This is a genomic window from Paenibacillus sp. P4_A9 (genome assembly GCF_056402415.1).
In genome coordinates, this window is record NZ_JBFUHL010000036.1 from 38,311 (window position 1) to 61,818 (window position 23,508).

26 protein-coding genes, 2 rRNA genes, 1 pseudogene and 1 riboswitch are annotated in these 23,508 nt (G+C 46.6%); of the genes and pseudogenes, 4 read left to right on the top strand and 25 right to left on the bottom strand.

The window, feature by feature from the left end; genetic code table 11:
• Window positions 1-197: 197 nt before the first annotated feature.
• From glmU to AC1DVJ_RS20650, 11 genes and pseudogenes are all read right to left on the bottom strand, one after another.
• Window positions 198-1,595 (bottom strand): bifunctional UDP-N-acetylglucosamine diphosphorylase/glucosamine-1-phosphate N-acetyltransferase GlmU, encoded by a 1,398-nt coding sequence (gene glmU / locus AC1DVJ_RS20600; RefSeq protein WP_477593091.1) that lies wholly within the window; start codon window positions 1,593-1,595, stop codon window positions 198-200.
• Between the two features lie 132 nt (window positions 1,596-1,727).
• A complete protein-coding gene (gene spoVG / locus AC1DVJ_RS20605; RefSeq protein WP_028557369.1) occupies window positions 1,728-2,012 on the bottom strand; it encodes a septation regulator SpoVG in 285 nt (94 codons plus the stop codon).
• Window positions 2,013-2,130: 118 nt separating this feature from the next.
• Window positions 2,131-2,514: a RidA family protein gene (locus tag AC1DVJ_RS20610; RefSeq protein ID WP_477593092.1), complete on the bottom strand. Its 384-nt coding sequence runs from the start codon at window positions 2,512-2,514 to the stop codon at window positions 2,131-2,133.
• A gap of 54 nt (window positions 2,515-2,568) precedes the next feature.
• Entirely contained in the window at window positions 2,569-3,393 is an 825-nt protein-coding gene (gene purR, locus AC1DVJ_RS20615) for a pur operon repressor (protein WP_065854315.1), read from the bottom strand.
• Window positions 3,394-3,588: 195 nt separating this feature from the next.
• A complete protein-coding gene (ispE, locus tag AC1DVJ_RS20620) occupies window positions 3,589-4,443 on the bottom strand; it encodes a 4-(cytidine 5'-diphospho)-2-C-methyl-D-erythritol kinase (protein WP_477593093.1) in 855 nt (284 codons plus the stop codon).
• Between the two features lie 243 nt (window positions 4,444-4,686).
• Window positions 4,687-4,860, bottom strand: a pseudogene (locus tag AC1DVJ_RS20625) (small, acid-soluble spore protein, alpha/beta type); the annotation flags it as partial.
• Window positions 4,861-5,059: 199 nt separating this feature from the next.
• Complete coding sequence (gene veg / locus AC1DVJ_RS20630; protein ID WP_028557365.1) at window positions 5,060-5,335, bottom strand: biofilm formation stimulator Veg; 276 nt, start codon at window positions 5,333-5,335, stop codon at window positions 5,060-5,062.
• 343 nt (window positions 5,336-5,678) lie between these two features.
• Window positions 5,679-6,560: a sporulation peptidase YabG gene (gene yabG, locus AC1DVJ_RS20635; protein WP_477593094.1), complete on the bottom strand. Its 882-nt coding sequence runs from the start codon at window positions 6,558-6,560 to the stop codon at window positions 5,679-5,681.
• A gap of 55 nt (window positions 6,561-6,615) precedes the next feature.
• On the bottom strand, window positions 6,616-7,524 hold the full coding sequence (rsmA, locus tag AC1DVJ_RS20640; RefSeq protein ID WP_477593095.1) for a 16S rRNA (adenine(1518)-N(6)/adenine(1519)-N(6))-dimethyltransferase RsmA: 909 nt from the start codon (window positions 7,522-7,524) through the stop codon (window positions 6,616-6,618).
• A 40-nt stretch (window positions 7,525-7,564) separates the two neighbouring features.
• Complete coding sequence (gene rnmV, locus AC1DVJ_RS20645; protein WP_477593096.1) at window positions 7,565-8,098, bottom strand: ribonuclease M5; 534 nt, start codon at window positions 8,096-8,098, stop codon at window positions 7,565-7,567.
• A gap of 117 nt (window positions 8,099-8,215) precedes the next feature.
• Window positions 8,216-9,355 carry a ubiquitin-like domain-containing protein gene (locus tag AC1DVJ_RS20650; RefSeq protein WP_477593097.1) on the bottom strand — a complete coding sequence of 380 codons (1,140 nt, stop codon included), beginning with the start codon at window positions 9,353-9,355 and terminating at the stop codon, window positions 8,216-8,218.
• Between the two features lie 283 nt (window positions 9,356-9,638).
• Window positions 9,639-9,832, bottom strand: a riboswitch (cyclic di-AMP (ydaO/yuaA leader).
• Between the two features lie 283 nt (window positions 9,833-10,115).
• Here AC1DVJ_RS20650 and AC1DVJ_RS20655 point away from each other — a divergent pair.
• Both AC1DVJ_RS20655 and AC1DVJ_RS20660 read left to right on the top strand, forming a co-directional pair.
• Window positions 10,116-10,859: an ABC transporter ATP-binding protein gene (locus AC1DVJ_RS20655; RefSeq protein ID WP_477593098.1), complete on the top strand. Its 744-nt coding sequence runs from the start codon at window positions 10,116-10,118 to the stop codon at window positions 10,857-10,859.
• A complete protein-coding gene (locus AC1DVJ_RS20660; RefSeq protein WP_477593099.1) occupies window positions 10,856-12,106 on the top strand; it encodes an ABC transporter permease in 1,251 nt (416 codons plus the stop codon). Before AC1DVJ_RS20655 ends, AC1DVJ_RS20660 begins: the two co-directional genes overlap by 4 nt.
• Here the strand turns inward: AC1DVJ_RS20660 and AC1DVJ_RS20665 are convergent.
• Both AC1DVJ_RS20665 and AC1DVJ_RS20670 read right to left on the bottom strand, forming a co-directional pair.
• Window positions 12,089-12,856 carry a TatD family hydrolase gene (locus tag AC1DVJ_RS20665; protein ID WP_477593100.1) on the bottom strand — a complete coding sequence of 256 codons (768 nt, stop codon included), beginning with the start codon at window positions 12,854-12,856 and terminating at the stop codon, window positions 12,089-12,091. The genes AC1DVJ_RS20660 and AC1DVJ_RS20665 overlap by 18 nt on opposite strands.
• A 57-nt stretch (window positions 12,857-12,913) precedes the next feature.
• Window positions 12,914-14,191 (bottom strand): HD domain-containing protein, encoded by a 1,278-nt coding sequence (locus AC1DVJ_RS20670; protein ID WP_477593101.1) that lies wholly within the window; start codon window positions 14,189-14,191, stop codon window positions 12,914-12,916.
• A gap of 369 nt (window positions 14,192-14,560) precedes the next feature.
• Between AC1DVJ_RS20670 and AC1DVJ_RS20675 the strand changes: the two genes are divergently transcribed.
• Entirely contained in the window at window positions 14,561-14,815 is a 255-nt protein-coding gene (locus tag AC1DVJ_RS20675; RefSeq protein WP_028557356.1) for an AbrB/MazE/SpoVT family DNA-binding domain-containing protein, read from the top strand.
• A gap of 240 nt (window positions 14,816-15,055) precedes the next feature.
• On the opposite strand, the gene rsmI is transcribed toward AC1DVJ_RS20675, so the two are convergent.
• The 10 genes from rsmI to AC1DVJ_RS20725 all read right to left on the bottom strand — a co-directional run bounded on the left by rsmI (window position 15,056) and on the right by AC1DVJ_RS20725 (window position 22,397).
• Window positions 15,056-15,958, bottom strand: a complete 903-nt coding sequence (gene rsmI / locus AC1DVJ_RS20680; RefSeq protein WP_477593102.1) for a 16S rRNA (cytidine(1402)-2'-O)-methyltransferase — start codon at window positions 15,956-15,958, stop codon at window positions 15,056-15,058.
• Window positions 15,959-15,988: 30 nt separating this feature from the next.
• Complete coding sequence (locus AC1DVJ_RS20685) at window positions 15,989-16,750, bottom strand: tRNA1(Val) (adenine(37)-N6)-methyltransferase (protein ID WP_477593103.1); 762 nt, start codon at window positions 16,748-16,750, stop codon at window positions 15,989-15,991.
• A gap of 72 nt (window positions 16,751-16,822) precedes the next feature.
• The gene (gene yabA / locus AC1DVJ_RS20690) at window positions 16,823-17,167 is read right to left on the bottom strand and encodes a DNA replication initiation control protein YabA (protein WP_477593104.1); all 345 of its coding nucleotides are present in this window, start codon (window positions 17,165-17,167) and stop codon (window positions 16,823-16,825) included.
• A 60-nt stretch (window positions 17,168-17,227) separates the two neighbouring features.
• Complete coding sequence (locus tag AC1DVJ_RS20695) at window positions 17,228-18,031, bottom strand: PSP1 domain-containing protein (RefSeq protein WP_065854292.1); 804 nt, start codon at window positions 18,029-18,031, stop codon at window positions 17,228-17,230.
• Between the two features lies 1 nt (window position 18,032).
• On the bottom strand, window positions 18,033-19,010 hold the full coding sequence (gene holB / locus AC1DVJ_RS20700; RefSeq protein WP_477593105.1) for a DNA polymerase III subunit delta': 978 nt from the start codon (window positions 19,008-19,010) through the stop codon (window positions 18,033-18,035).
• A gap of 31 nt (window positions 19,011-19,041) precedes the next feature.
• The gene (locus AC1DVJ_RS20705; protein ID WP_477593106.1) at window positions 19,042-19,488 is read right to left on the bottom strand and encodes a YaaR family protein; all 447 of its coding nucleotides are present in this window, start codon (window positions 19,486-19,488) and stop codon (window positions 19,042-19,044) included.
• 33 nt (window positions 19,489-19,521) lie between these two features.
• A complete protein-coding gene (locus tag AC1DVJ_RS20710) occupies window positions 19,522-19,851 on the bottom strand; it encodes a cyclic-di-AMP receptor (RefSeq protein WP_056618038.1) in 330 nt (109 codons plus the stop codon).
• A gap of 45 nt (window positions 19,852-19,896) precedes the next feature.
• Window positions 19,897-20,553: a dTMP kinase gene (tmk, locus tag AC1DVJ_RS20715; RefSeq protein ID WP_477593107.1), complete on the bottom strand. Its 657-nt coding sequence runs from the start codon at window positions 20,551-20,553 to the stop codon at window positions 19,897-19,899.
• 21 nt (window positions 20,554-20,574) lie between these two features.
• Window positions 20,575-22,086, bottom strand: a complete 1,512-nt coding sequence (locus AC1DVJ_RS20720; RefSeq protein WP_477593108.1) for an aminotransferase class I/II-fold pyridoxal phosphate-dependent enzyme — start codon at window positions 22,084-22,086, stop codon at window positions 20,575-20,577.
• Window positions 22,087-22,196: 110 nt separating this feature from the next.
• Window positions 22,197-22,397: a sigma factor G inhibitor Gin gene (locus AC1DVJ_RS20725; protein WP_477593109.1), complete on the bottom strand. Its 201-nt coding sequence runs from the start codon at window positions 22,395-22,397 to the stop codon at window positions 22,197-22,199.
• Window positions 22,398-22,531: 134 nt separating this feature from the next.
• Between AC1DVJ_RS20725 and AC1DVJ_RS20730 the strand changes: the two genes are divergently transcribed.
• Complete coding sequence (locus AC1DVJ_RS20730; RefSeq protein ID WP_477593110.1) at window positions 22,532-23,059, top strand: hypothetical protein; 528 nt, start codon at window positions 22,532-22,534, stop codon at window positions 23,057-23,059.
• A gap of 147 nt (window positions 23,060-23,206) precedes the next feature.
• Here the strand turns inward: AC1DVJ_RS20730 and rrf are convergent.
• Together rrf and AC1DVJ_RS20740 are read right to left on the bottom strand one after the other, a co-directional pair.
• Window positions 23,207-23,323, bottom strand: a 5S ribosomal RNA gene (rrf, locus tag AC1DVJ_RS20735).
• A 71-nt stretch (window positions 23,324-23,394) separates the two neighbouring features.
• A 23S ribosomal RNA gene (locus tag AC1DVJ_RS20740) occupies window positions 23,395-23,508 on the bottom strand; the annotation flags it as partial.

A 23,508-nucleotide genomic window follows, 5' to 3' on the forward strand; every position in this document is an offset into this window, starting at 1 on the left:
AGAAAGCTGTTTTCGGAAGCCGAAAACTTATACTTTCTTATGTGGTAAGACAAAGAACCTCTTTCGGTCTCGCTCAGCCTGGTCGCTCTCACGCAAACCAAGCTGAGTAGGCAGCATCTCACTTCTAACGCCCCCACCTCAAGAGGTTCCATTCCTACTGTTTAATGACTCCGCCGCGCCTGGTCACTCACAGTCCATCAACGACCTTTGTTCTCTTTCTTCGCCTTCATCCGTGCTTTGATTTTATCTGCATAGCCCGCTTTATTCTCTTGACGCTCTCGCGCGATAGCCAGATCACCCTCGTTTACGTTATGTGTAATCGTGGAACCCGCAACCACATAGGCCCCGTTCCCAATTTTCACTGGCGCGATCAAATTGACATTGCTGCCCACGAACGCATTATCACCGATTTCAGTCAGGTTTTTATTAAAGCCATCATAATTCACTGTTATCGCACCGCAACCGATGTTGACATTCGTCCCGACAACCGCGTCACCTACGTAGCTCAAATGAGAAACCTTCGTCCCTTCACCCAGCGTTGCATTTTTAATCTCTACGAAGTCGCCAACCTTCACTTGCTTGCCAAGCTTAGCGCCAGGTCTCAAATAAGCAAATGGCCCTACTGATGTTTCGTTATCTACAAATGCACCTTGAAGAACCGATTGCTTAATCGTCACTTCATCCTGAATGGTGGAATCGATGATTTCAGTTTGCGGCCCAATCGTACAAAGCTCACCAATTCGCGTATTTCCGCGTAAAATCGTGCCCGGCAACAGTACCGTATCTGCGCCAATCACAACATCCTTCTCGATATACGTATTCAGCGGATCGATAATGGTAACCCCGTTCAACATATGCTGGCGGTTAATTCGCGCTTTGAACAGCTGCTCTGCTTCGGACAATGCCACACGATCGTTCACGCCAATCGACTCAGCTGGATCTGCCATGCAATAGCCTTGAACAACTTCGCCTGCACTCGTCATAATGCCGATAACATCGGTTAGGTAATACTCATTCTGTACATTCTGGTTCGTAACGGACGCCAGCGCTTTGAACATTTTTCGATTATCAAAAATGTACGTACCCGTGTTAATCTCCTGAACAGCCGCTTCCTCTGGTGAGCAATCCTTCTGCTCAACGATGCGAGCAACGCGTCCATCTTTCCCGCGAATAATACGTCCGTAGCCTTGCGGCTCGTTCAGCTTCGCTGTCAAAATTGTCGCGGCCGCTCCTGATTGTCGGTGCAGTTCAATGGTCTCTTGAAGCGTAGTTGCTGTTATTAGGGGGGTATCCCCGCAAATGACAACCGTCATTCCTTCTTCCTCGCCAAGCATTTCCTTCGCCTGAAGCACCGCATGACCTGTTCCTAGTTGTTGCTCTTGCAGTGCATACTGAGCACGATCACCTAGGTATCCTTTCACTGCCTCCGCACCAAATCCAACGACCACAACCGTTTGCGTTACTTTTATATCTTGCAGCGTATCAACAACGTGACCCACCATCGGTTTACCAACAACCGGGTGAAGCACCTTGTATAGCTTTGATTTCATTCGTTTCCCTTGTCCTGCAGCCAACACAATTGCCATGAGCTTCAACGAATATCCAACTCCCTTATTAATAAATTCATGATTTCTCTTTATCTATACAACGATGAGTTCTTCCCCCAATATAGCATCATTACCTGCGAAAAGAAAAGAGAGCCCCAAGGGCTCTCTCAATAATCTGAATTATGCGCCTTCTTCAATAACTTCCTCTTCTACAGCTGCGCGATCATATTCAGCTAGTACTGCAGCTTGAATCTTCTCACGAGTTGTGGACGAAATCGGATGAGCGATATCGCGGAATTCACCGTCTGGTGTTCGCTTGCTCGGCATAGCAACGAACATTCCGTTATTGCCATCGATGACACGAATGTCGTGTACGACGAACTCGTTATCAATGGTAATAGAAGCAATCGCCTTCATCCTCCCCTCGGAGTTTACCCGGCGGAGTCTTACATCTGTAATTTGCACTTGTGTTCACCACCTTTTTCCATCTCTGAGACTTGGGTGATATATTCAACATCTCTATGCAAATTCCTTCTTATTTTTTTGAAAAATTTGATAATTTAATGTGTTCTTAATGTTTCTGTTAAATTTCGACAGGAATCACAGCAATTAGTTCAATTTCGACAAAAACATCACGAGGTAATCTCGCAACTTCAACGGTAGATCTAGCTGGTTTGTGGTCACCAAAGTAGGTTGCATAAATCTCATTAAGCTCCCCAAATTGATTCATGTCTTTCAGGAAGACAGTTGCCTTCGCGACATGTCCGAAAGATGAACCCGCTGCTTCAAGCACGCCTTTCAAATTTGCAAAAACTTGATGTGCCTGTTCCTTGATCCCGCCCTCTACGATTTGACCATCCAAACCTAATGGGATCTGTCCGGAAGTAAACAAAAGGTTACCTAATTTAACCGCCTGTGAATAAGGTCCAATAGCAGCAGGTGCTGCTGATGTTGAAATAAGTTCCATGCTTTACGAATCTCCTTTTTTGAATATAGAAATCACTTGTGACGGCGGAGTAATTTATTTCGTATCAAAATAGTTACCTGGCTCTACCGTAATTTGCTTTGTCTTGGAGTCTACGCCATATAATCGAGCTAGTGAGACATAGTTATCTACCAATTGCTCCTCAGCTTCGCAGGATTCCATGAATACGCCTACACCTTGTACAGTCGCTTTAAACTCCGCTAACAGGTCCATCATGCCATGAATCGTGCCGCCAACATGCATGAAGTCATCGATGATCAGCACCTTGGACTCTTCCTTCAGGGCGCGCCTTGCTAGTGACATGGTTTGGATCCGCTTGTTGGAGCCCGACACATAGTTAATACTAACTGCCGAACCTTCCGTTACCCGGCTGTCTCTACGTACGATAACAACAGGCAAGTTCATATAGGTGGCCGTCGCATAAGCAAGCGGGATCCCTTTGGTTTCAACGGTCATAATCACATCTACATCGCGACCAGCGAAAGCGGATGCAAAAGTTTTGCCAATTTCGTTCAAATACTGGGGCTGCCCCATGATATCGGACATATACAAATATCCGCCGGGAAGAATCCGTTCTGGTTGTTGCAGTTGCAAACATAGGTTCTGGATAAACTTCAAGGATATTTCTTTGGGCACCTTCGGTGAAAATTTCACGCCTCCAGCGGCACCAGCAAGCGTATTAAGCTCACCTAGTCCTTCTTCTTCAAACACTTCTTTAATGATGGCAAGATCTTCGCTTATGGAAGATTTCGCGGAGTTGTAACGCTCGGCAAAAGTCGTTAAAGGGATTAACGAGTGAGGGCGAAATAACAAATATTGTGTCATTTCCACCAGCCTAGCGCTCCTTTTCAACTTTTTCATCGCACTACCCCCAAAAATCCGAATATTATAATGAAAATATACCACTTTTATACGTATTTATTCAAGCTAACCATGAAAATTATGTTAACACAAACCTCACATAAATGTAACGCGCCTCAAGGTTCAGGAGCCACCATTACCATTATGCCCCTTTAATTGAAAAAGAGCCCCATAGCGGGGCTCTCATAAGACTCATTATGTCAGCATGCGCACAGCATAAACATCCTTACAAAAGCCCCGCAGCCCATTGTAGATGCGCGGCACCTTCGCCTCCTTGGAAACGAGACCAAATACGGTTGGCCCGCTGCCTGACATCAACACACCGTCCGCACCCAAGCGCTGCATGCACTCCTTGAGATGCCTAACTTCTGGATAGAGATCCAGTGTCACTTCCTCCAGCACATTGCCTAGATTGTCGCACAGACGGTCGAACTGCTTGTCCTGAATCGCACTTAACACACCCTGTGTAGAAGGATGATGCTTGATCTCCCGTGCGTTCAGCTTCCCGTAGATCTCCGAAGTCGATACATTGATCGGCGGCTTTGCCAGCACGACCCAGCACTGAGGCGGAGCCGAGATATGCTCCAGCTTTTCGCCGCGACCTGTCGCAAGGGCAGTCCCTCCTGTCACACAGAAAGGCACATCGGAGCCAAGCTCTGCACCAAGCACCTGAAGCTCCTCATTAGGGATATTTAGGTTCCAGAGACGGTTGAGACCTCTCAGCGTTGCTGCCGCGTCGCTGCTACCGCCAGCCAAACCGGCAGCCACAGGAATACGCTTGTCCAAGTGAATGTAGACGCCTTGCTTGACGTCATAGCGGTCCTTAATAAGACGCGCTGCCTGAAAGGCCAGGTTCTTCTCATCGAGCGGAATATAGCCCGCCTGACTCGATATAATAATCGTGTCACGCGCGAGTTCCTGCATTTCGATCCGATCTGCAAGATCCACCATCGTCATCACCATCTCAACTTCATGGTAGCCGTCTGGTCTTTTATGTAAAACATCAAGAGACAAATTAATTTTAGCCGGTGCTTTCTCAAAAATCTTCATCCGATCACCTTCTTTTGCTCGATTGCCATTGAGATATTATAACAAAAGCGCAAAAAAAAAGCTAAAGCAATTGCTTTAGCTATAATACGGACGCTGCCCCGCTTGGCCTGACTGCTGATAGCCAGTGGCTGGTTGATGCGTGTTATACGATTGAGTATAACTCTGCCCGTTAAATGCAGGCTGACTAGCTGTTGGCTGACGGTAGTTAGTTGGTGTAACCTGGGCGTGTGTCGGAGTTGACACATGCTGCTTCGCCAGATGCTCCTCTGCAATTTGAATCGCCCGCTTCACCATATTCCCCGCATCCTTCGTACGAATGCCAGACCAACCTTCACGCTGCACGACATCGTAGAAACCAAGATCCTTCGCTAATTCATATTTAAAGCTTTCGGACATAACACTTCTTCTTCGACTCATACCAAATCCCCCTTATCATTTTCGCAAAATGAACTCTGCAACCATCATAAGCAGTGATTGATGACGATTTCGATTAGTATGCCCCATCACTTTACGTCCATGCACCATCTTGAACTTCACCATGATCAAACATCTCTATATCTCTATACAAAGCAAAAACAGACCACGAGGGTCTGTTCAATATCGGAACGCTGTTAAGCTAATGCTGTATGTAAGTGATGCGAACCTGACCATCATCGTTGCATACTGTAACTTCGACGGATTCGGTGAGGATATCGGCGTAGCTGTATGACACTCGTTTGAAGGCGTGGGATTCTTGATCTAATTTCACAATAAACACAGAAGGGTAGGTTTCTTCTAAAACACCAGAACGCTCGACAGTCTTACGACGGCCACCATTCGCTCTCAACATGATCTTCTGCCCAACGTGGGGCTCCAAACTGCGTTTGATTTCCAATAGCGCATTTTTTGCCATTGTCAACTACCACCTCTTTCCTTGTCAATTATAACCCATTCAGCCATTCATGTCAAACAAGGGCAAATATTATATCAGCACCCCAATCCCGTTGTCAACGGCATTTTTGTTCAATTTCCGATTTCCCCTTCCTTCAGGTTGTCACCAATGTTCGCAAATTATTCACACTTTTCCAGTTATGGAGAAACTTCTTCATAACACCTTAAGAAAGAGCGCATTTTTCATGGTTGCTCCGGAGTAAACACAGTAAACTTATGTTTTTTACGCGCAAAAAAAGAACACCTCTCTGTCACCCCCTCCACGGAGTCGATGACAAATAAGTGTTTCTCGAGCGCCAGCTAAGCTAAATAGACTCATCCGTGTGTTGAATACCAGGAACACCCATCCGATAGCTGCCACGCGTCTCTACCCCACCTAGACCCTCTAAGCCTGTTACGGTCAAGTCCATGATATCCAACATCGAGATCGTTTCTTTTGTTGGGGTATAGGACAGCTTGGCAGCGATACAGAGCGGATCTAAGGCGTGAATGAGAATGCGAGCAGGTGAACTTGCGAAATTAGCCCCAGCCCGTAATAAGGCTTCAAAATGCGACTGACATGCACCCGCCACAATAATTAATGAATCACGATTTCTCTCATATTGTCTAGCCACTCGAACCGCATTCACAAAGTTTTGGGAATTCTTATAGCTCGACAGATTGCTCGGGCTGACGCTTTGCCGATTTTTCAAAATGCCATCATGACCTGTGATGACAACGATGTCCGGTTTATATTGAGGAAGCAATCTTTGCAGTGCTTCCGCCATTTGCACCTCAGGAATGAAAAAACCTTCTGCTGGCACGCGTAATTCGCCGTAGAGCTGCATACTTTTGCGCAGGTAACTTGGATCGCCATCTAGATGAAGCACCCTTCCCGGCACTTCAAAATAGCTATTATTATTGGGTTGAGGCTTTTGTTTATGGTTGATGGCTAACTGATTCTTCTCCTGCAACTGCACTTGAGACACTGCCAGCCGACGCAGCGACTCACGAAACTCAGGCGAGCTCGATCTCGGATGATCTAAGGTCTCTTTAAGATTCGTTTTTGTCAGATCCGAAAGCGGCGCATCTGCTAGCAACCGATAATCGACACCTCGCAGAATCGCCTTGAGATGCTCAATTCGTTCAATTTTAAACACGACGTCTCCGCCATAGGAAATACGGGTCACAAAATCTCCTTGCCTCATCGCACAAATCCCCTCCTAGGGGTATCCTATGGCGAGACTAGGCATTTGGTGCGGGTTATTTGCACCCGTGCGCACGAAGAGCCGTCGACAAGCGAGCAAATTCCTCCATGCTGAGTGTTTCACCGCGACGGGAAGGCTCGATCTGAATGCTGTGCAGCAAAGCTTCCAGCTCAGGCTTGTTCTCTTTGGAAAAGAACCTTGCCGCGAGGTTGTTGTATAAGGTTTTGCGACGCTGAACGAAGGACGCTTGGACGACGGCAAAGAAGAAGTCCACGTCCGCCACTTCCACTGGAGGCGTTTGACGTACACGCAGCCGGATGACAGCGGAATCGACGTTCGGCTGCGGCACGAAGACGGTGCGAGGCACGATGGTGACGAGCTCTGGCTCGCAGTAGAACTGCACGGCAATGCTAAGGCTGCCGTAATCCTTGGTGCCTGGACGAGCCGCCATGCGGTCGGCCACTTCTTTTTGGATCATCACGACGATATTCTCCAGCGGGAGCTTCTCTTCGAGAAGCTTCATGATGATCGGCGTCGTGATGTAGTAGGGCAGGTTGGCGACAACACTGACGCCCTCCACGCCTTCGAAATGCTGCTGGAACAGCTCCTGCAGGTTAGTCTTCAAGATATCCCCATGAACGACTGTAGCATGGGGGTATGGCGCCAGCGTCTCGTCCAGAATAGGCAGCAGACGCTGATCGATCTCGACAGCCAGCACGCGGCCAGCGAGCTTGGCTAGCTGCTGTGTGAGCGCGCCGATGCCGGGGCCGATCTCGAGCGCAGCCTTCGTAGGCCCGAGCTCAGCGGCCATGACAATCTTGCTCAATATATTTTGATCAATCAAAAAGTTCTGGCCCAAGCTTTTCTTCAGCACGAGGCCATTTTTCTTAATAATTTGTTTCGTTTTACTTGGTGTAGCTACATCTTCTGCGGTTACAATCACTTCTTGCCCGGATATCGTCATAGGATAGACCTCGTTATCTATAGGATCTCTAACATATATGTCAATTCAAATGCTCGAGCGCCGCTTCGAATTCCTCTCGCGAAATCTGAAACATCGCGCAGCGCTTATAAAATTGCTTACCATTGCAATAACCAATGCCTAAGGCGTTGCCTACGGCCAAGCGGCGTGCCGCCGCATCCGGATGCACGACGAGGCCCGCGCCGATCAAATCCTCCATCGTCAGCTGAGAGACCGCTGCGTCGTACTCTGTCCGCAGGCTCTGAAGCGCCTGACGGATCGTCTCCGGCGTCGCGTTCTCGACGCCAATGTCGCCTTTATACGCGGCTTGCTCCTGCGTAATGAAGGCATGCTTGCAGCCAGGCACCTTGGCTGCCACGATTTTGCGAATCCGCTCACCTGCGTGATCGGGATCCGTGAATATAATGACGCCTCTGCGCTGCTGAGCCAGCGCGATCCGCTTGAGTACGGCTTGTCCGATGGCGGAGCCGCCCGTTTCAATCGTATCCGCCTCCACAGCCCGCCTGATGGCAGCTGTATCGTCCTTACCCTCCACAACGATCATTTCTTTTATCATCTACATTTTCCTTCCCAGTACAAGCAGAAAAAGAAGAGGGGTCTCCTCTTCTTTCGCGCGGCAGATGCCAAGCTACGTGTATTTAGTAGTGTTCCCGTCAAAACTTCCGAATACACGTTAGTTTTGAGACGGTTTTGTAGGGCCAACCACATATACCGTGTACCCTTGTTTGGTTCCGAATTTATTCGCATAGCCATGATCCTCGTAATATACATCGATCATCTGACCTTTCACGCCGCTGCCAATATCCTCAGCACGACGGAAGCCAATCCCTTCAATATACACCCACCAACCCAGTGGAATCACCTTCGGATCTACGGCAATTGTGCGACCTTCGGTTACAGTAGTCCCCGTGTAGGTTTTACCATAACCAGAGGAGCCCTCGGTTTTGCCTGTCGACGCGGCGTCCGCTGAATAAGCAGTAAGTTTCACGTTTTTGAGAATTTGTTTGTAGCCGAAGGTCACACCATTCTTGGAAACCTCATCCACACTCGGTGAAGAGGCGGAGAGAACGACCACAGGATTTTTCGTGCCTACAGATACTACTTTCTTAACGCTTTCTGATTGTACTTCTTCACCCACAACTGCTTCCGCGACTAAAACACCGTCCTCGAAAGTCTTTTCTTTCTTCTTGACCAATACGCCTTCTTTACCTTCTTGGACGACTTGCTCTTTCCCTTTAAGTAAAGATGCGTCATTCTTTTTCTCTGTCTCGAATGCGATCGGTTCAGAGACTTCCTCCGTCTCTTTTTTCACACGGACGATCTTGATTTCATCACCTGTGCTTAGAGCGGCCGTCGGTTCGGGAGTGATACGATCGTTCTCCCCAAGTGCAATATTTAAACGTTGCAATGCACTTTCTACCGTTCTTGCAGTTGTGTAAACAGTGGTGGTCTTTCCATCAGCAGTCAATTGAATTGGTGAGGCCTGCTCGATAACAATTTTGTCTCCACCCTTGAGCTTGGTCGTAAGTGAAGCTGAAATTTCATCGTGCTCTCCAATCTTTATGGCTTGTTCATCCAGTAGGCGTTGCAGGACCCATTGCTTCGTGTGCACAATAGTTTCTTGTCCATTCACAACCACGGATACGCTCTTGGTAGCCGTTCCGTACAACAACACCAAAAACATGAAAGTCATTGCGATTGAGATTATAGCTAGGCTTAAAATCAAACGCAAGTTTTCATGCTTCCATCGCAATGCGAAGGACATGCTGGATGATCGTTTTACATGGGTCTCGCTAATTGAGATACTGCCCACTTTTTCGGTCCTCCTTCAAAGCCTCGCCGCCAGGTTACAGCATGATTAAATTTGACGCGACTAAGGTTTTTAGTTTAACTTAACATGCTCGCCATCTTCAGCTTTCTAACCTCGCTGAATCTGGTCGTCCCCCCTTTTACCTATTCATCATCCTATGAATTCCGGGTCATTTTATGTCTTTTTATCTGTGTAAAACCCTGTATGAGGACAAAAAGCCAGCAAGAAGAGGACTCTTCTCGCTGGCTTAGTTTGCATAGTGAAATACAAATAGCACGCACGACAATCGTTACCTCTCTTACGCTTACGAGGTTAGCTGACGGATTCGGACGTGAGAGTCGCCCTACGCAGACGCAAACTACTTGTTTGACGTCCATGATTCACCCCTGTTACTCTCTGCTTACTTAACCGCATTTGAATGCTAATTAAGCTTGCAGTGGTTCCCCCGTTTCCACATTTGGAACTCAGCGAATGGAAAATTGGCAAATTGGATATTAAGTTATTATGAAAAGTATATTACGCTGTTAAGCTCAACCTGTAAAGGGATTAACACCCGTTAAAAAGGGCTAAATCACTTAAATTTCGATTATTTTTCAAATATAATCCACTTATATCTACATGTACCTAACTTTAACGTACGTATACTCGATTTTTTAATGCATAATGACCAAAACTAGGCTAAAAACGCAAATTTGTTTATAATGATTCTGGAAGTAATTGAATGATAAATACCAATAATTTGCTATTTAGGGAGGCAATTGAGATGGTTCCCATCTTAGAAGTAAACGCTTTATTCGGGGGATACTTACCTAACAGACCAGTTCTGCATGACCTCACATTTTCGATCCGCCAAGGTGAAATGATGGGGCTAATCGGACTCAACGGGGCAGGGAAAAGTACCACCATCAAAAATATATTAGGACTGCTGCAGCCGCAAAAAGGATCCATTCGTATTAAAGGCTTAACTTTAGCCGAAAGTCCAATTCCCTACCGCGCTACATACGCCTATGTACCTGAAAGTCCAGAGTTATACGAAGAGCTTACGATTCGTGAACACCTTGAGCTAACAGCCATGGCTTATGGCGTTTCCAAGGAGGACTACGAAACCCGTTCCCAGTCCTTGTTAGAGCAATTTCAAATGAAAGACAAGCTGAATAGCTTCGCAAATCATTTATCCAAAGGGATGAAGCAAAAGGTCATGATCATGAATGCGTTCCTGATCGAGCCCTCGTTATATATTATCGATGAGCCATTTCTCGGTCTCGACCCTTTAGCTATACGTTCCTTGCTCGAATTAATGGTTAAAATGAAACAAAAAGGCGCATCATTCCTCATTTCCTCACACATTTTGTCTACAATTGAAAAATATTGCGATAACTATGTCGTTCTCCACAAGGGCCACATGGTTGCTCAGGGAGATTTAGTCGAATTACGCGCACAAACAGAGCTTCCCCAGGCGTCATTAGACGACATCTTCTACAAGCTTGTTCAAGGAGAACTGCGATGAACCAGCCAAAAGATACTACACATGCATTTAACACTCAAGCATTATGGAAGCAGCGTTTTCAACATTATATGAAGGAATCCATGGGTTATTGGCAGTATGCCGCACGCAGTAATTTTATCGGATTCTTGTTGTTTCTTGTCATCGTTTCTTCCTATTATTATGCAAAAACATTACAGCGACTTCCGACAGATTATCCGTACCTATGGATCGTCCTGCTCGCGCTCGTTCCACTCGTCACTTCAAGTCCCATTCGAACACTGACCCGCAGTGCCGATCGGATGTTTCTGTTGCGGATTGAACATGAAATGGACGCTTATTTCCGAAGCAGCTTCTTCTATAGCTTTTCACTTCAGGGGCTCTGGTTATTTCTTGCTTGGGTCACACTTCGTCCGCTTTATAACCATTGTTTAGGAGCGGATTCACAGCCATTTCTACTAATGTTAGCTCTATTGCTTCTATTAAAAGTAGCTAACCTATTAGCCAGTTGGCAGGAAGGCAGATTTGCTGCTGAACGAACAAGATTACTGTCTGTCATCTTTCGTTGGATCGCGTCCATTTCCCTCATTACCGTTCAATTTCACTATAGTAGCTTATGGGCCAGCATAACAGCATTGTTGCTTGTATTCGTATGGCTTTCCGCGTTTCGTTCTGTTGCTAAATATGTGATCGGATGGGATTATCTGATTGCCAAAGAGAAGCAGCAGCAGGCTAGACTCTACGCCTTCTTCAATTGGTTCGTAGATGTCCCTCAGTTACCAACGCGAATAGCCCGCCGAGGTTGGATCAGCGGGCTTACACGAACGATCCCATTTCGACAGGATTCGGCGTTTCTCTACTTATATATGAAGACATTGCTGCGCACTGAATTATTCGCGATTGTTCTCCGGCTTACTGTGATTGGCGTATTAGCCTTAGCCGTTTCAGATTCCACGACTGCAAAAAGCGTAATTCTACTCATCGCACTTGTGATCTCGATGGTTCAGCTTTCGTCTCTGGAGCGTGCGCATCGGTATACGTTCTGGCTCAGTATGTATCCATTGGAGTCTCAAGCCAAGGCAGGTTCTCTAGCCTATATCATCTGGTTAACTCTCACACCCCAGCTTGTCATCCTGACGATTCCATTTATGATGGGAACGCCAATCCTATATCTCCTAGTTCCACTGCTCAGTCTCTCCTTCATTTCCTTCGCATGCGGTGTTGTCCTGCGTCGGAAATTCAACAAAAGTATTTTACTTGAGGCCGAGTAAACGAATCGCATTATTCGTCGTAACTTCAGCTAGCTCTTCCAGCGTCATCCCACGAATTTCCGCGGCAGTCTCAGCCACTAAGCGAACATAACCGGTTTCATTGCGCTTACCGCGGAAAGGATGGGGTGTTAAGTAAGGAGCATCCGTTTCGATCAATAGACGATCAAGCGGAACCTGTGCCAACACCTCTTTCGGTTGCACAGCATTTTTAAAAGTAACTGGCCCTCCAAAGGAAATATGGAAGTTCATATCCAGACATTGCTTGGCCGTTTCCCAGCTCCCTGAGAAGCAATGCATGATGCCTCCGACTTCGGCTGCCTTCTCTTCTTTGAGAATCGTTAAGATATCTTGATGTGCATCTCGATTATGAATCACAATCGGCATCCCCAGCTTACGCGCAAGACGAATTTGCTCCCGAAAAACCCGCTGTTGCACATCCTTCGGTGATTTGTCCCAATAATAATCCAGACCAATCTCTCCGATCGCGACCACCTTCTCATGCTGGCATAAGGACTCGATCCATTCCAAATCACCAGGCATCATATCAATGGCATCGACGGGATGCCAGCCTACCGTTGAGTAAATAAAATCGTATTTCTCAGCAAGCTCAATCGAGCTCGGGATGGTTTCGCGGTTAAAGCCGACATTCACAATTCTCGTAACACCGGCATCTAACGCCCGCTGAATAACTTCCTCTTGATCATCTTTAAATTGTTCGGCATTTAAATGTGTATGTGAATCCGTTAGCATGGTCGTTCTCCTCTATGTCAATAAATATGGTGTGTTACGTATCCTTGCCACTCCTTGCTACTCTTGCTCCCCCAACATCTCCCAAACATCCAGATAGTCTTCAGCATTCAACCTTTCAAGCAACTCCTCTGGATAGTACACATGGTGCTTCCCCATCTGAAAGCCACTAATCGACTGCACAATTTCCGAGCGATGTGTAATTTCAGTTAAGTTTTCCTTATGATCCAGCAAAAGGATTGGCAAATTATCATCATTTTCGCCAGCTCTGTACACGTCATAGGATTGATTTGAAGGAAAATCGATCTCCATATAGTAAGTCGGGTCGAAGCCAACCTCTCTCATCACCATTTCCATGCGCTGAATGAGTTGCACCTGATCTCCGTCGAAGGTACTGTACTTGTACAATTTACGGTCTAAGAAACGCTTGCACATATCCCCCAGCATATCATCCTTCTCTTGACTCCAAAAGGTTAGCATCGTTTGCATGACCGACTCATCGAGCAACAAATAATCTTCCAAGGTGATTTGATTCTGAATCAGATGAAGAATCGGCTCCACCATAAATCCGAAATTATAGCCTTCCTCATATAAATGCTTGGCGCGTGCAAATATTTTATGCAAAAGTATTTCTGCGCTTCGCGTTACTGGATGGAAATAAACCTGCCAGTACATCTGATAGCGAGACATGAGATAGTCCTCAACGGCATGCATACCACTCTCTTTGACAACGATATGTCCCTTATAGGGCCTAATCACCCGAAGAATTCGCTCCAGATCAAATGTGCCATAATTAACGCCTGTAAAGTAAGCATCACGCAGCAAATAATCCATGCGGTCCGCATCCAGCTGACTAGATACTAAGCTAACTACTATTTCTTCGCTATACGATTTACAAATGACTCCGGCCACCTTTTTCGGAAAATCAGGTGAGACCCGGCTCAGCACTTCGTTCACCTCGGTATCTCCGAGCACAATGCGGCAGGACCAGTCCTCGTGCCTTGTCCCGAATGCCTTTTCGATGGAGTGTGAAAACGGACCATGTCCCAAATCGTGGAGCAAAGCCGCACACAAGCAGAGCAGACGCTCCTCCTTCGGCCAGTCCTCATAGTGATTGCGTTCGAACTGCGAAATAATTTTCCGCGTAATCTCGTATACGCCTAGCGAGTGAGAGAAGCGACTATGCTCTGCACCGTGAAAGGTTAAATAGGACGTGCCTAATTGGCGAATACGGCGCAATCGTTGAAATTCCCGTGTATTAATTAAATCCCAAATCGTCTCATCTTGCACATAAATGTATTTATGAACGGGATCTTTAAACACCTTTTCTTCTTTCATGTGGTATTGACCTCCCTAATATTAGTAAATGTTTCGACATTTTTGACAAACAATCCTTTAAAATGTCGTTTTTTGTCGAATTTCAAATTTCCAATTTTCCAGCTTCTCAAAATCTGTTTTTCCAATATTTTTTAAGAAAAGGGGATTTGAAAAGCTCGTAATATCCCCCTTACAACCCCTTATTCCTAGCGCCATTACCGTTTTTAACCATGTCACAAAAATAATGAATTTGGGGATTAACTAGCTCATTTTCAGCGAAAATATGGTTGACTATTTTGGGAATCGTTGGTATCATAAGTCATAAGCAAATGTCGAAACATGACGATCTTGATAAAAATTTGATAAAATCGAAAGGGGTTTTATATATATATGATGAAATCTACCGGAATTGTTAGAAAAGTGGACGAACTAGGACGCGTTGTAATTCCAATCGAGCTGCGCCGCACGTTGGGTATTGGCGAGAAAGACGCTCTGGAAATATATGTAGACGGCGAACGCATCATGTTGAAGAAATATGAGCCTGCTTGTATCTTCTGTGGCAATGCGGAGAACGTCTCGTACTTTAAGGGAAAAATTGTTTGTCATATTTGTTTAGCAGAAATGCCAACACCTGTGACAAAATAAGAAAAGTAGTATATAATAGAAGTAGCACTTATCCTATTGGTAATTCTAACCTTTTTCATATCTCCTTTCATCTCTAACTTTGTTGGCTTCGGCCACGGGTTAGAGATCTTTTTTTGTATCAGGGCAAAGATGACATTGGCAAGCAAGTGTCTAAGCTGGGCAACAAAGATAAAATCAATCCTGTACAGGGATCCGGCCCCCATAAGGGGCCTTTTCCTGTTCTATGTCATTCTGCGCCCTTTAACGCTCAAGAAGCGCATTATACACATCACGCTTCGATAATCCACGGTCCGTCGCGACTAGCTTCAACGCGTCCTTGCGATCGATCCCGCGATCCTCGTAGTGGGCGACGTGCTCGCCGAGCGACTTCGCTTCCCACCAACCGTCGGCCGCCTCCTGCACCGCCGCGTCTGACGCGCCTTCGGCGATCACGCAGTACTCGCCCTGCGGCGGGTACTGCTCTAAATGTGCGAGGCACTCTGCGATCGTGCCGCGCACAAACTCCTCGTACCGCTTCGTCAGCTCGCGGGCGAGGCAAACCCTGCGCTCCGCTCCCCACACTTCCGCCATGCGCAGAAGTGTTTTCTCCACGCGGTGCGGAGATTCATAGAACAGCAATGTGTCTTGCACATGCTGCAGCCCTTCAAGCAACTTCGTCTGGTCCTTTTTCTCCCTGGGGAGAAAACCGACGAAGGAGAACCGCTCTGTCGGCAAGCCTGATGCAATCAGCGCTGACAGGGCCGCGTTCGCGCCGGGGATGGGTACCACCGGCACGCCCTCTTCTACGGCCATCCGCACCAGGTCATAACCTGGGTCGGAAATGGCCGGAAGCCCTGCATCGCTGACTAGCGCGATGCTCTGCCCTTCAAGCAGCAAGCGGACCAGTTCGGGGCCACTTGCTTGCTTGTTGTGTTCGTGATAGCTGACCAGTCGCGTAGCGACTTCAAAGTGGGTCAGCAGCTTGCGCGTTTGCCGCGTGTCCTCAGCGGCAATCATGCTCACTTCCTTCAGTGTGCGGATCGCACGGAAGGTCATATCCTCGAGGTTGCCGATCGGCGTGGCAACCAAGTATAGCGTTCCTACACCGCTATGATCCTCGCGGTAGCTTTTTTGTATCGTCAAACTCACAGTTAAATCCCTCATCACTTTATATTAATCATACAATTAACCTGCTTACGAGAATTCAAGCGAGCTCCGACCTCCATAATAGATGTCTTTCAGCTCCTGGCAATACTCCTCATTCTCTGTGTATACGATGAGAGGCGGTAGCGTGCGGATCTCCGGCTTCCCATCCTTCATTCCCTCAATTAGCACCATCATCGCTTCTTCGCCTGCGCGCGCATGCACATAGCGAATTCGCTTCGGTTCGATGCGGTACTGCCTCATTAGGCAGACGATGTCGACCACTCGTGTAGCACGATGCACCATTGCCACCTTACCTCCGGCTTTTACTAACTTGGCGCTTGCCGCAGTAACATCTTCTAGATTGCAATGAATTTCATGTCGCGCCGCCGCAAAATGCACATTGCTATTCTGCTCCCCATTCGGCACAGGCAGGTAAGGTGGATTTACGGTGACGGCATCGAATTGCCCATGGCCTAGTGTCTTATGAATCGTTTTCAAATCTCCCTGCACCATATGAAGCCTATCCGATAACTCATTAATCTCAGCGTTCCGCACGGCCATATCCGCTAGACGTTCTTGAATTTCGACGCCCCATATCTCAGCTCGAGTTCGCGTGGATAACAACAAGGGAACCACACCATTCCCTGTACATAAGTCGACGATTCGCCCCTTAGGAGGAACACTGCTGAACCTCCCCAAGAGAACAGCATCCATGGAAAAACTGAACACTTCATCACTTTGGATAATTTTCAAATCATAAGTTAATAAATCATCGATTCGTTCTGTTGGTAATAGCGAAACTTGCTTCATACGTCTTTCCTTTCTCTTCCTTGCTTATTATGGAAAAAAACCGTAAGGGATACACCCCTACGGCCAAACGTCTTATTTATTTAAAAAGGATAAGCAAAACAAACAATCTCCCTCGGTCCGAAGGTGTCCATAATATACATTGCAAATATGAAATCCTTCGTTGTATAAGCGGGTTAAATTATCATATCCGGCTCCTGGTAACTGCACCGGTTCTTCATCAGTATCTCTCGTCGGCTCCTCAACCACCGTTTCCTCTTGGCGGATGAGCTTACGCAGCTGCTGATTCTCTATGCTTAATCTCTTATTTTCTTCGATGAGGGTAATAATCCGTTTCTTCAAGGCACCTAATTCAGCATACGTGGTACCCATTCGTTCTTCGATCCCATCTATTTGTCCAAAAATATCCTGTTTATCCACGCTTTCACCTCTAGTGCCATGCATGCTTACTGGCCAGCGCCCCCTTGGATCCTCGATCTTCTACTCTTGTTCAACAACATCATCGAATGGTAGATCTAGCGCTTTCCCAAGATCAAACAATTGAACCTTTGCCGTACGTTCTTTAATATTGAGACCCAGAACTTTCCCGCTGCCAAATGAGGTGATCACTAGTCGACCAACCGTCGGCAGAGAATCTTTGGCGCTTTCATAGTTATCATGTTCATATTTCAAGCAACACATTAATCTTCCGCATAATCCCGATATTTTGGTCGGATTCAGGGATAGATTCTGGTCTTTGGCCATCTTGATGGACACTGGCTCGAAATCACCTAAGAACGAGGAACAACATAGAATTCGCCCACACGGACCTATGCCACCCAACATCTTCGCTTCATCGCGCACACCAATTTGACGGAGCTCAATTCTTGTCCGAAAAATACTCGCCAAGTCCTTCACAAGCTCACGGAAATCGACGCGTCCTTCAGCCGTAAAATAAAAGATAATTTTATTTCGGTCAAAGGTATACTCTACGTCCACTAGCTTCATCTTAAGACTATGGTCTTTAATTTTATCGTGACACGTTTGGAAAGCGTCCTTGGCTGCTTTTTTATTCTCTTCAACCAAATCAGCATCCGTATCATCCGCAATACGAATGACTTTTTTGAGTGGCAGAACCACATCGTTCTCTTTGACGGTCTTTTTGCCCACCACGACCTTGCCGTATTCAACACCGCGTGCGGTCTCAACAATAACGGCACTTTCTTGCTCGATCGGTAAATCAATGGGGTCAAAATAATATATTTTACCCGCTTTCTTGAAGCGGACGCCAACCACTGAGTACATCTTACACCCCCTGCATCTCCACGAGCATTTTCTCTATAACCAGCTGAGAATTGGCATTGGAACGCAGTCGCTTTTGTAAATCTACGGCCTGCTCCATCATACGCACCCAGGCTGAGACATCTCGACTTAACGCGAGGGAGCTCATCCAGTCAAGCTGGTCATAATATACAAGCTTATCTCTGCGCTCAAGGCGCAACTGCACCATATCTTTAAACCAGAGGATCAATAGGTCGAACAACGTCGAAACATGATCCGCAAGTTCTGTTTTCACAATCCGCTGTTGCACGGTAATCATGGAAGTAGGGAAACGTGTGAGCGTCTCCTTCGCTAATTGTAACATTACGGTTCTCATTTCTGCAAACCAATTCGCGCCAATTAAATCTCTGGCCGCTTGCAATCCTGCTGTTACATGCGATGCAGGCCCAACTAATGCCGCAGGAAGGCCTTCTTCCAGCAATGCGAGCACCATTTGCTCACGTGCCATTGGCGTAAATTGGATCCACTGTGCCCTCGACTGAATCGTCGGTAACAGGGCATTTCCGTTCTCGGTGATCAGAATCGCTACTACACGAGAGTTCGGTTCCTCTAGAAATTTCAGTAAGCTATTCGCAGCCTGTACCGTCATTTTCTCTGCATGGTACAGCACATATATCTTCGTTCCAGACGCCGTTGCACGGTACGCGAATTCCTTTTGCAACTCCCGGATCTGCTCAATTTTAATTGAAGCGCCTTCAGGAGCAACCATATGGAGATCTGGGTGATTGCCATGCTCGACCTTACGGCATTCTAAGCATTCGCCGCATGCGTCATCCGTCCCGTTCTGACAATAGATCGCTTTGGCGAGTGCTAATGCCATTTCGGAACGGCCCGTCCCAACAGGACCACTAAAAATATACGCATGTGAAAGTCTATCTTGACGCAGTCCGTTCTGCAGCAGCCGTTTCGCCGCCGCTTGTCCCGGTATCGCTTGGAAGGACATTTATTTTCGCCCCATTACACGCTTATATTTTTTAAAATAACAAGTTGATCAGCATTCCTCGGATTTCTCCGATTCTATGCAATATTTCGATCCGCCCCTGCTCATTCTCCAATAACTCATCGGCTAATGAGAGGAGCTCTTGATCGATTTCTTCTAAAAGCTTATATCGCTTCGAACGGCCGCGACGATCCCAGCCCTTCGTATCTCTTAAATTGACACCTCGCCTAGCTGTTTCCTCGAGAAACTGACGAATCAACAGCTTATACTGGAGCAACTCTCTCACGGTCATGCCCCTCGACAAGCGATCGCCTTGGAGCGTGATTTGCTGAACCATTTTAGCCAGCTGTTCCTGCGTATACTTCTCATCATGCTGCTGCATGATGTCCGAGAAATTCCGAGGCGCCATCTGCGGCGGGGGGACATTCTCACCCACTTTAATATTCTTACCGATGGGCTGCAGCCCCGGATTAATTTTCAAGACGAATCCATCCTTGTGTAGATTTGATTATGACTAGAAATGCTCGAATCTTTCGACAGGTAATACGAAAACGGCCGCTCCACCCACTTGCACTTCCACTGGGAATGGAATGTACGAATCCGTCGTCCCCCCCATTGGAGAAACGGGTGTTACTAGCTGCTCACGAATTTTACAATTAGCTCGAATCACCTGCATCACCTCTTGCACTCGGTCATCTTCCGTACCAATCATAAAGGTAGTATTCCCCGCACGCAAAAATCCACCGGTACTTGCCAGCTTCGTGGCTCGAAACCCTTCCTTAATTAAAGCGTTAGAAAGACGGTTGCTGTCTTTATCCTGTACAACGGCTACGACTAGTTTCATAGGTGATGCCTCCTTATATTATAAACTAAGAATTGGTTTTCCGCTTTAGCCGGAAATATGTTCCTTAAGCAACTGTTTGCAATCCTGCCATATATCCGCGGCTATCTGATCTACACTGCGGTTAGCGTCAATCATACGGACACGCTCTGGGTGATCAGCAGCAATTTGATGAAAGCCTGCTAGCACCCTGCTGTGATAATCGACATTTTTCTGCTCAATACGATCCAATTGCTGTGTACTGTCACCAGCACCTGCTCGCTGATTCAATCGCTCTAAACTTACTTCTACAGGTACGTCCATTATATAAGTCCTTGTTGCCTGCAGCCCTGAGCTAGCGTATTTCGAAATACTCTTCACCATTTCAATATCGACGCCGAGACCATATGACTGATAGGCCACACTGGCATCAATAAAACGATCGCAGAGTACAATTCGACCCGCTTTCAGTGCTGGAAGAATAAGCTCGTGAACGTGCTGCGCACGCGATGCCGCATAAAGCAGTACCTCTGCTTGATCCACCATCTCCTCGTTAACAGGGTCCAGAATGATACTGCGAATTTTATCACTGATTGCAGTCCCACCAGGTTCTCTTGTAACGAGCACGTCATGTCCTAATTTATGCAGTTCCTGCGCTACTTTCTTAAGCTGAGTTGTTTTTCCGGCGCCGTCCGGCCCTTCAAACGTAATGAAAATTCCGTTCACGTGATCCTCCTGCATACTGCCTCACGAAGTTCCTTCGTGATCTGTGTATATAGTTAATTTGTGCGTCTGTCCAAAATGGGTTCCTTGGAACCTGATGCCCTGACTAGCTAAGAATACAAGTGCCTCAGCTACAGAAGCCGTAATAACTTCACCTGGATACAAATAAGGAATACCCGGCGGATAAGGAATTACCATATCACCTGAACGCTTCCCAATCGCTTCCTCTATTTGAACCTCTTTGGTCGCTGCTTGAAACACGACACTACGGTCAAAGCCTATTGGCGAGGAGATGGGTGCGTAGGTGGGTAATTTAACTATATTCGAGATAGGCGCCTGAAGTTCCTGCTTTTGGTTCGCGATGTCCAAACAAATGTTGCTTAATACACGGAGAACTTGAAGCATATTCTCCCTAGAATTAGCAGGGGAGAATACAAGTAAAACCAGATAGCCATCCGTCATCTCTACAAAGCAGCCTTCGGCCTCTAACTTATCTTTGAGCTCAGCTCCAGACAAGCGATGCGTGGGATCATAAATAGAAATCTTAAAAGGATCTGCTGTTTCGTTGGCTCCCCCGCTGCTTTGTTGCGGATATTGTCGGGGGTAGACATGTAACACCTGCAGCTTCTCTAAACCTGCTCTAAACTCTTTCATCATGCTGAGTCCTCGTTCTATCCAAGCATGACCCTCGGTATGCATTCGCTTTCTCGCTAAGTCCAAGGATGCCATGATCGGATAAGACGGGCTTGAGCTTTGAAGCATCGCCAACAAATGTCGAATCGCCCTTCGATTGATCCTTGGTCCTTGCACATGCAGCATGGCTCCCATGCTCATCGCGGTCAGCATCTTATGTGTTGACTGCACGACGGCGTCAGCGCCTTGGGATAAGGCCGACGCAGGGACCTCGTCGTGGAAGCCGAAATGTGCACCATGAGCTTCATCCACTAGAAGGAGCATCCCCTTTTCATGCATCAGATCTGCAAAAGGCTTCAACTGAGTTCCTATTCCATAGTAATTCGGATTTGTTATTAATAACGCCTTTGCAGTTGGATACTGCTCAAGCGCTTGTTTAACATCTTCTATTCGTAGGCCTGTAGCGACGCCTGTTTCGTGGTCAATGCCTGGCGCTAGGAATACGGCTTGAGCACCTGCCAGCATGAGCCCATGAATGACGGACTTATGTACGTTCCTTTGAACGAGAATGATCTCGTCCTTATGACAAACCGCTCCGATCATCGCTAAATTACCAACCGTACTCCCGCCAATGAGAAAATACGTCTCCTCCGCACCAAAGCAATCTGCCGCGAGCTGCTCCGCCTCCAAAATAACGCCCTCTGGATGATGCAAATCATCAAGGCCTGTAATTTCTGTATAATCAATGGACATGACTGTTTGTAGAAAGCTTATTCCTTCTTCCAGAAGCCCCTGGCCTGATTTGTGACCTGGAACATGCAGGCTAACGGACTTCTTAGCGTGATGGGCAACCATAGCCTCATATAGCGGGGCTCTGATCTTATGTGACTGTTCACTGCACAAACGGATCAAACTCCCCTAGCTTCGTGAGCTTTCAATTTTCGATTTACCCTAATAGTAGTGGATTGGCGACAAAAAAACAAAAAAAGCTTCTTTAAAAGAAGCTTCTCCTCTTAATTCATATATTGTCTCGAATTTCCCATGTAAAATGCCTTCCTCATCTGACTCACAAAAAACGTATACTTCTGGTCAGAAACATTGGTTTTGACGATTTCTTTACTACATTCATCACATATGAATGCCGTCACAATATGAATTCCGCCAATTCGTTGTTGTTCGCAAATCATACATAGTCCAAACCGATTCTCCTCCATATGATCACCCCACGATCTTTTACGACTAGTATGTCCGATTCTCGATTCTCCTAAACTAGCTAAACGCTCATATTTTGGAAGGAAGATGCCGATAATACCTTCATAACACGTTACCGCAGCGCGGAGGTCAATCTATGTCAATCAAACAAGAATCCAATTTATCCAAACAATCTACGATTTATAGCTATACGTTGATAAGGCGTTTTTATCATTCCATATATAAAATAGTTCTCTATTATACTTCTCTAATTCTCGTACTCTTCTATAAATTCGATCCATCTCACTGGCTGCCACTCTTAGTTAGCTACCCGCTTGTGCTCATCTTTCATACGTTGCTTATTCGCGCTTATTTCCACTTTACCATTGGAATGGCTATGCGCGGTTGGTCATATCGTTGGGGCATCTTCTGGTCCGGCTTCTTACCTGAAGGCAATGCATCCGTCCGTCTCGTTACCAAAGTACAGCTACACCTGTTCTGCATCGGCCTTGCATTGATTCTAATTATGTATCCGTGGATTCCTGGTACTTGGCTGCTCCACCTGACAATCTTTCACTGCTGGATGCTCCTCCCGCGGCTATGGATGCTTCTACGTTTTCAACCGTATCGAAAAGCTGGTTTAGTGAAGATATCTAGTAAAGAAACGTCCTGTTATATGCAGTAAGTAGGCGATTAATTGGATAAACTCCATCTAAATTATTGAGATCTTTCGTTTAAAATGATCGTAGATGGAGTCAACCCTGCTAGGGTCAGCAACCTAAAGACAAAAAAGAGCCTTACCTGGATTACTCCAAGTAAGGCTCTTTCAGTTGCTTGGCAACGTTCTACTCTCCCAGAACCCTGCGGTTCAAGTACCATCGACGCTGGAAGGCTTAACGGTCGTGTTCGAGATGGGAACGCGTGGATCCCTTCCGCCATCATCACCAAACAGTCAAAGCRTTTGTTTGCGCCTTGAAAACTAGATACGAAACTTCACGTAAAGTAATATTCTTAGGAATTTTGGTTAAGCCCTCGACCGATTAGTATTCGTCAGCTGCATACGTTGCCGCACTTCCACCTCGAACCTATCAACCTCGTCGTCTACAAGGGGTCTTACATACTGGGAAATCTCAT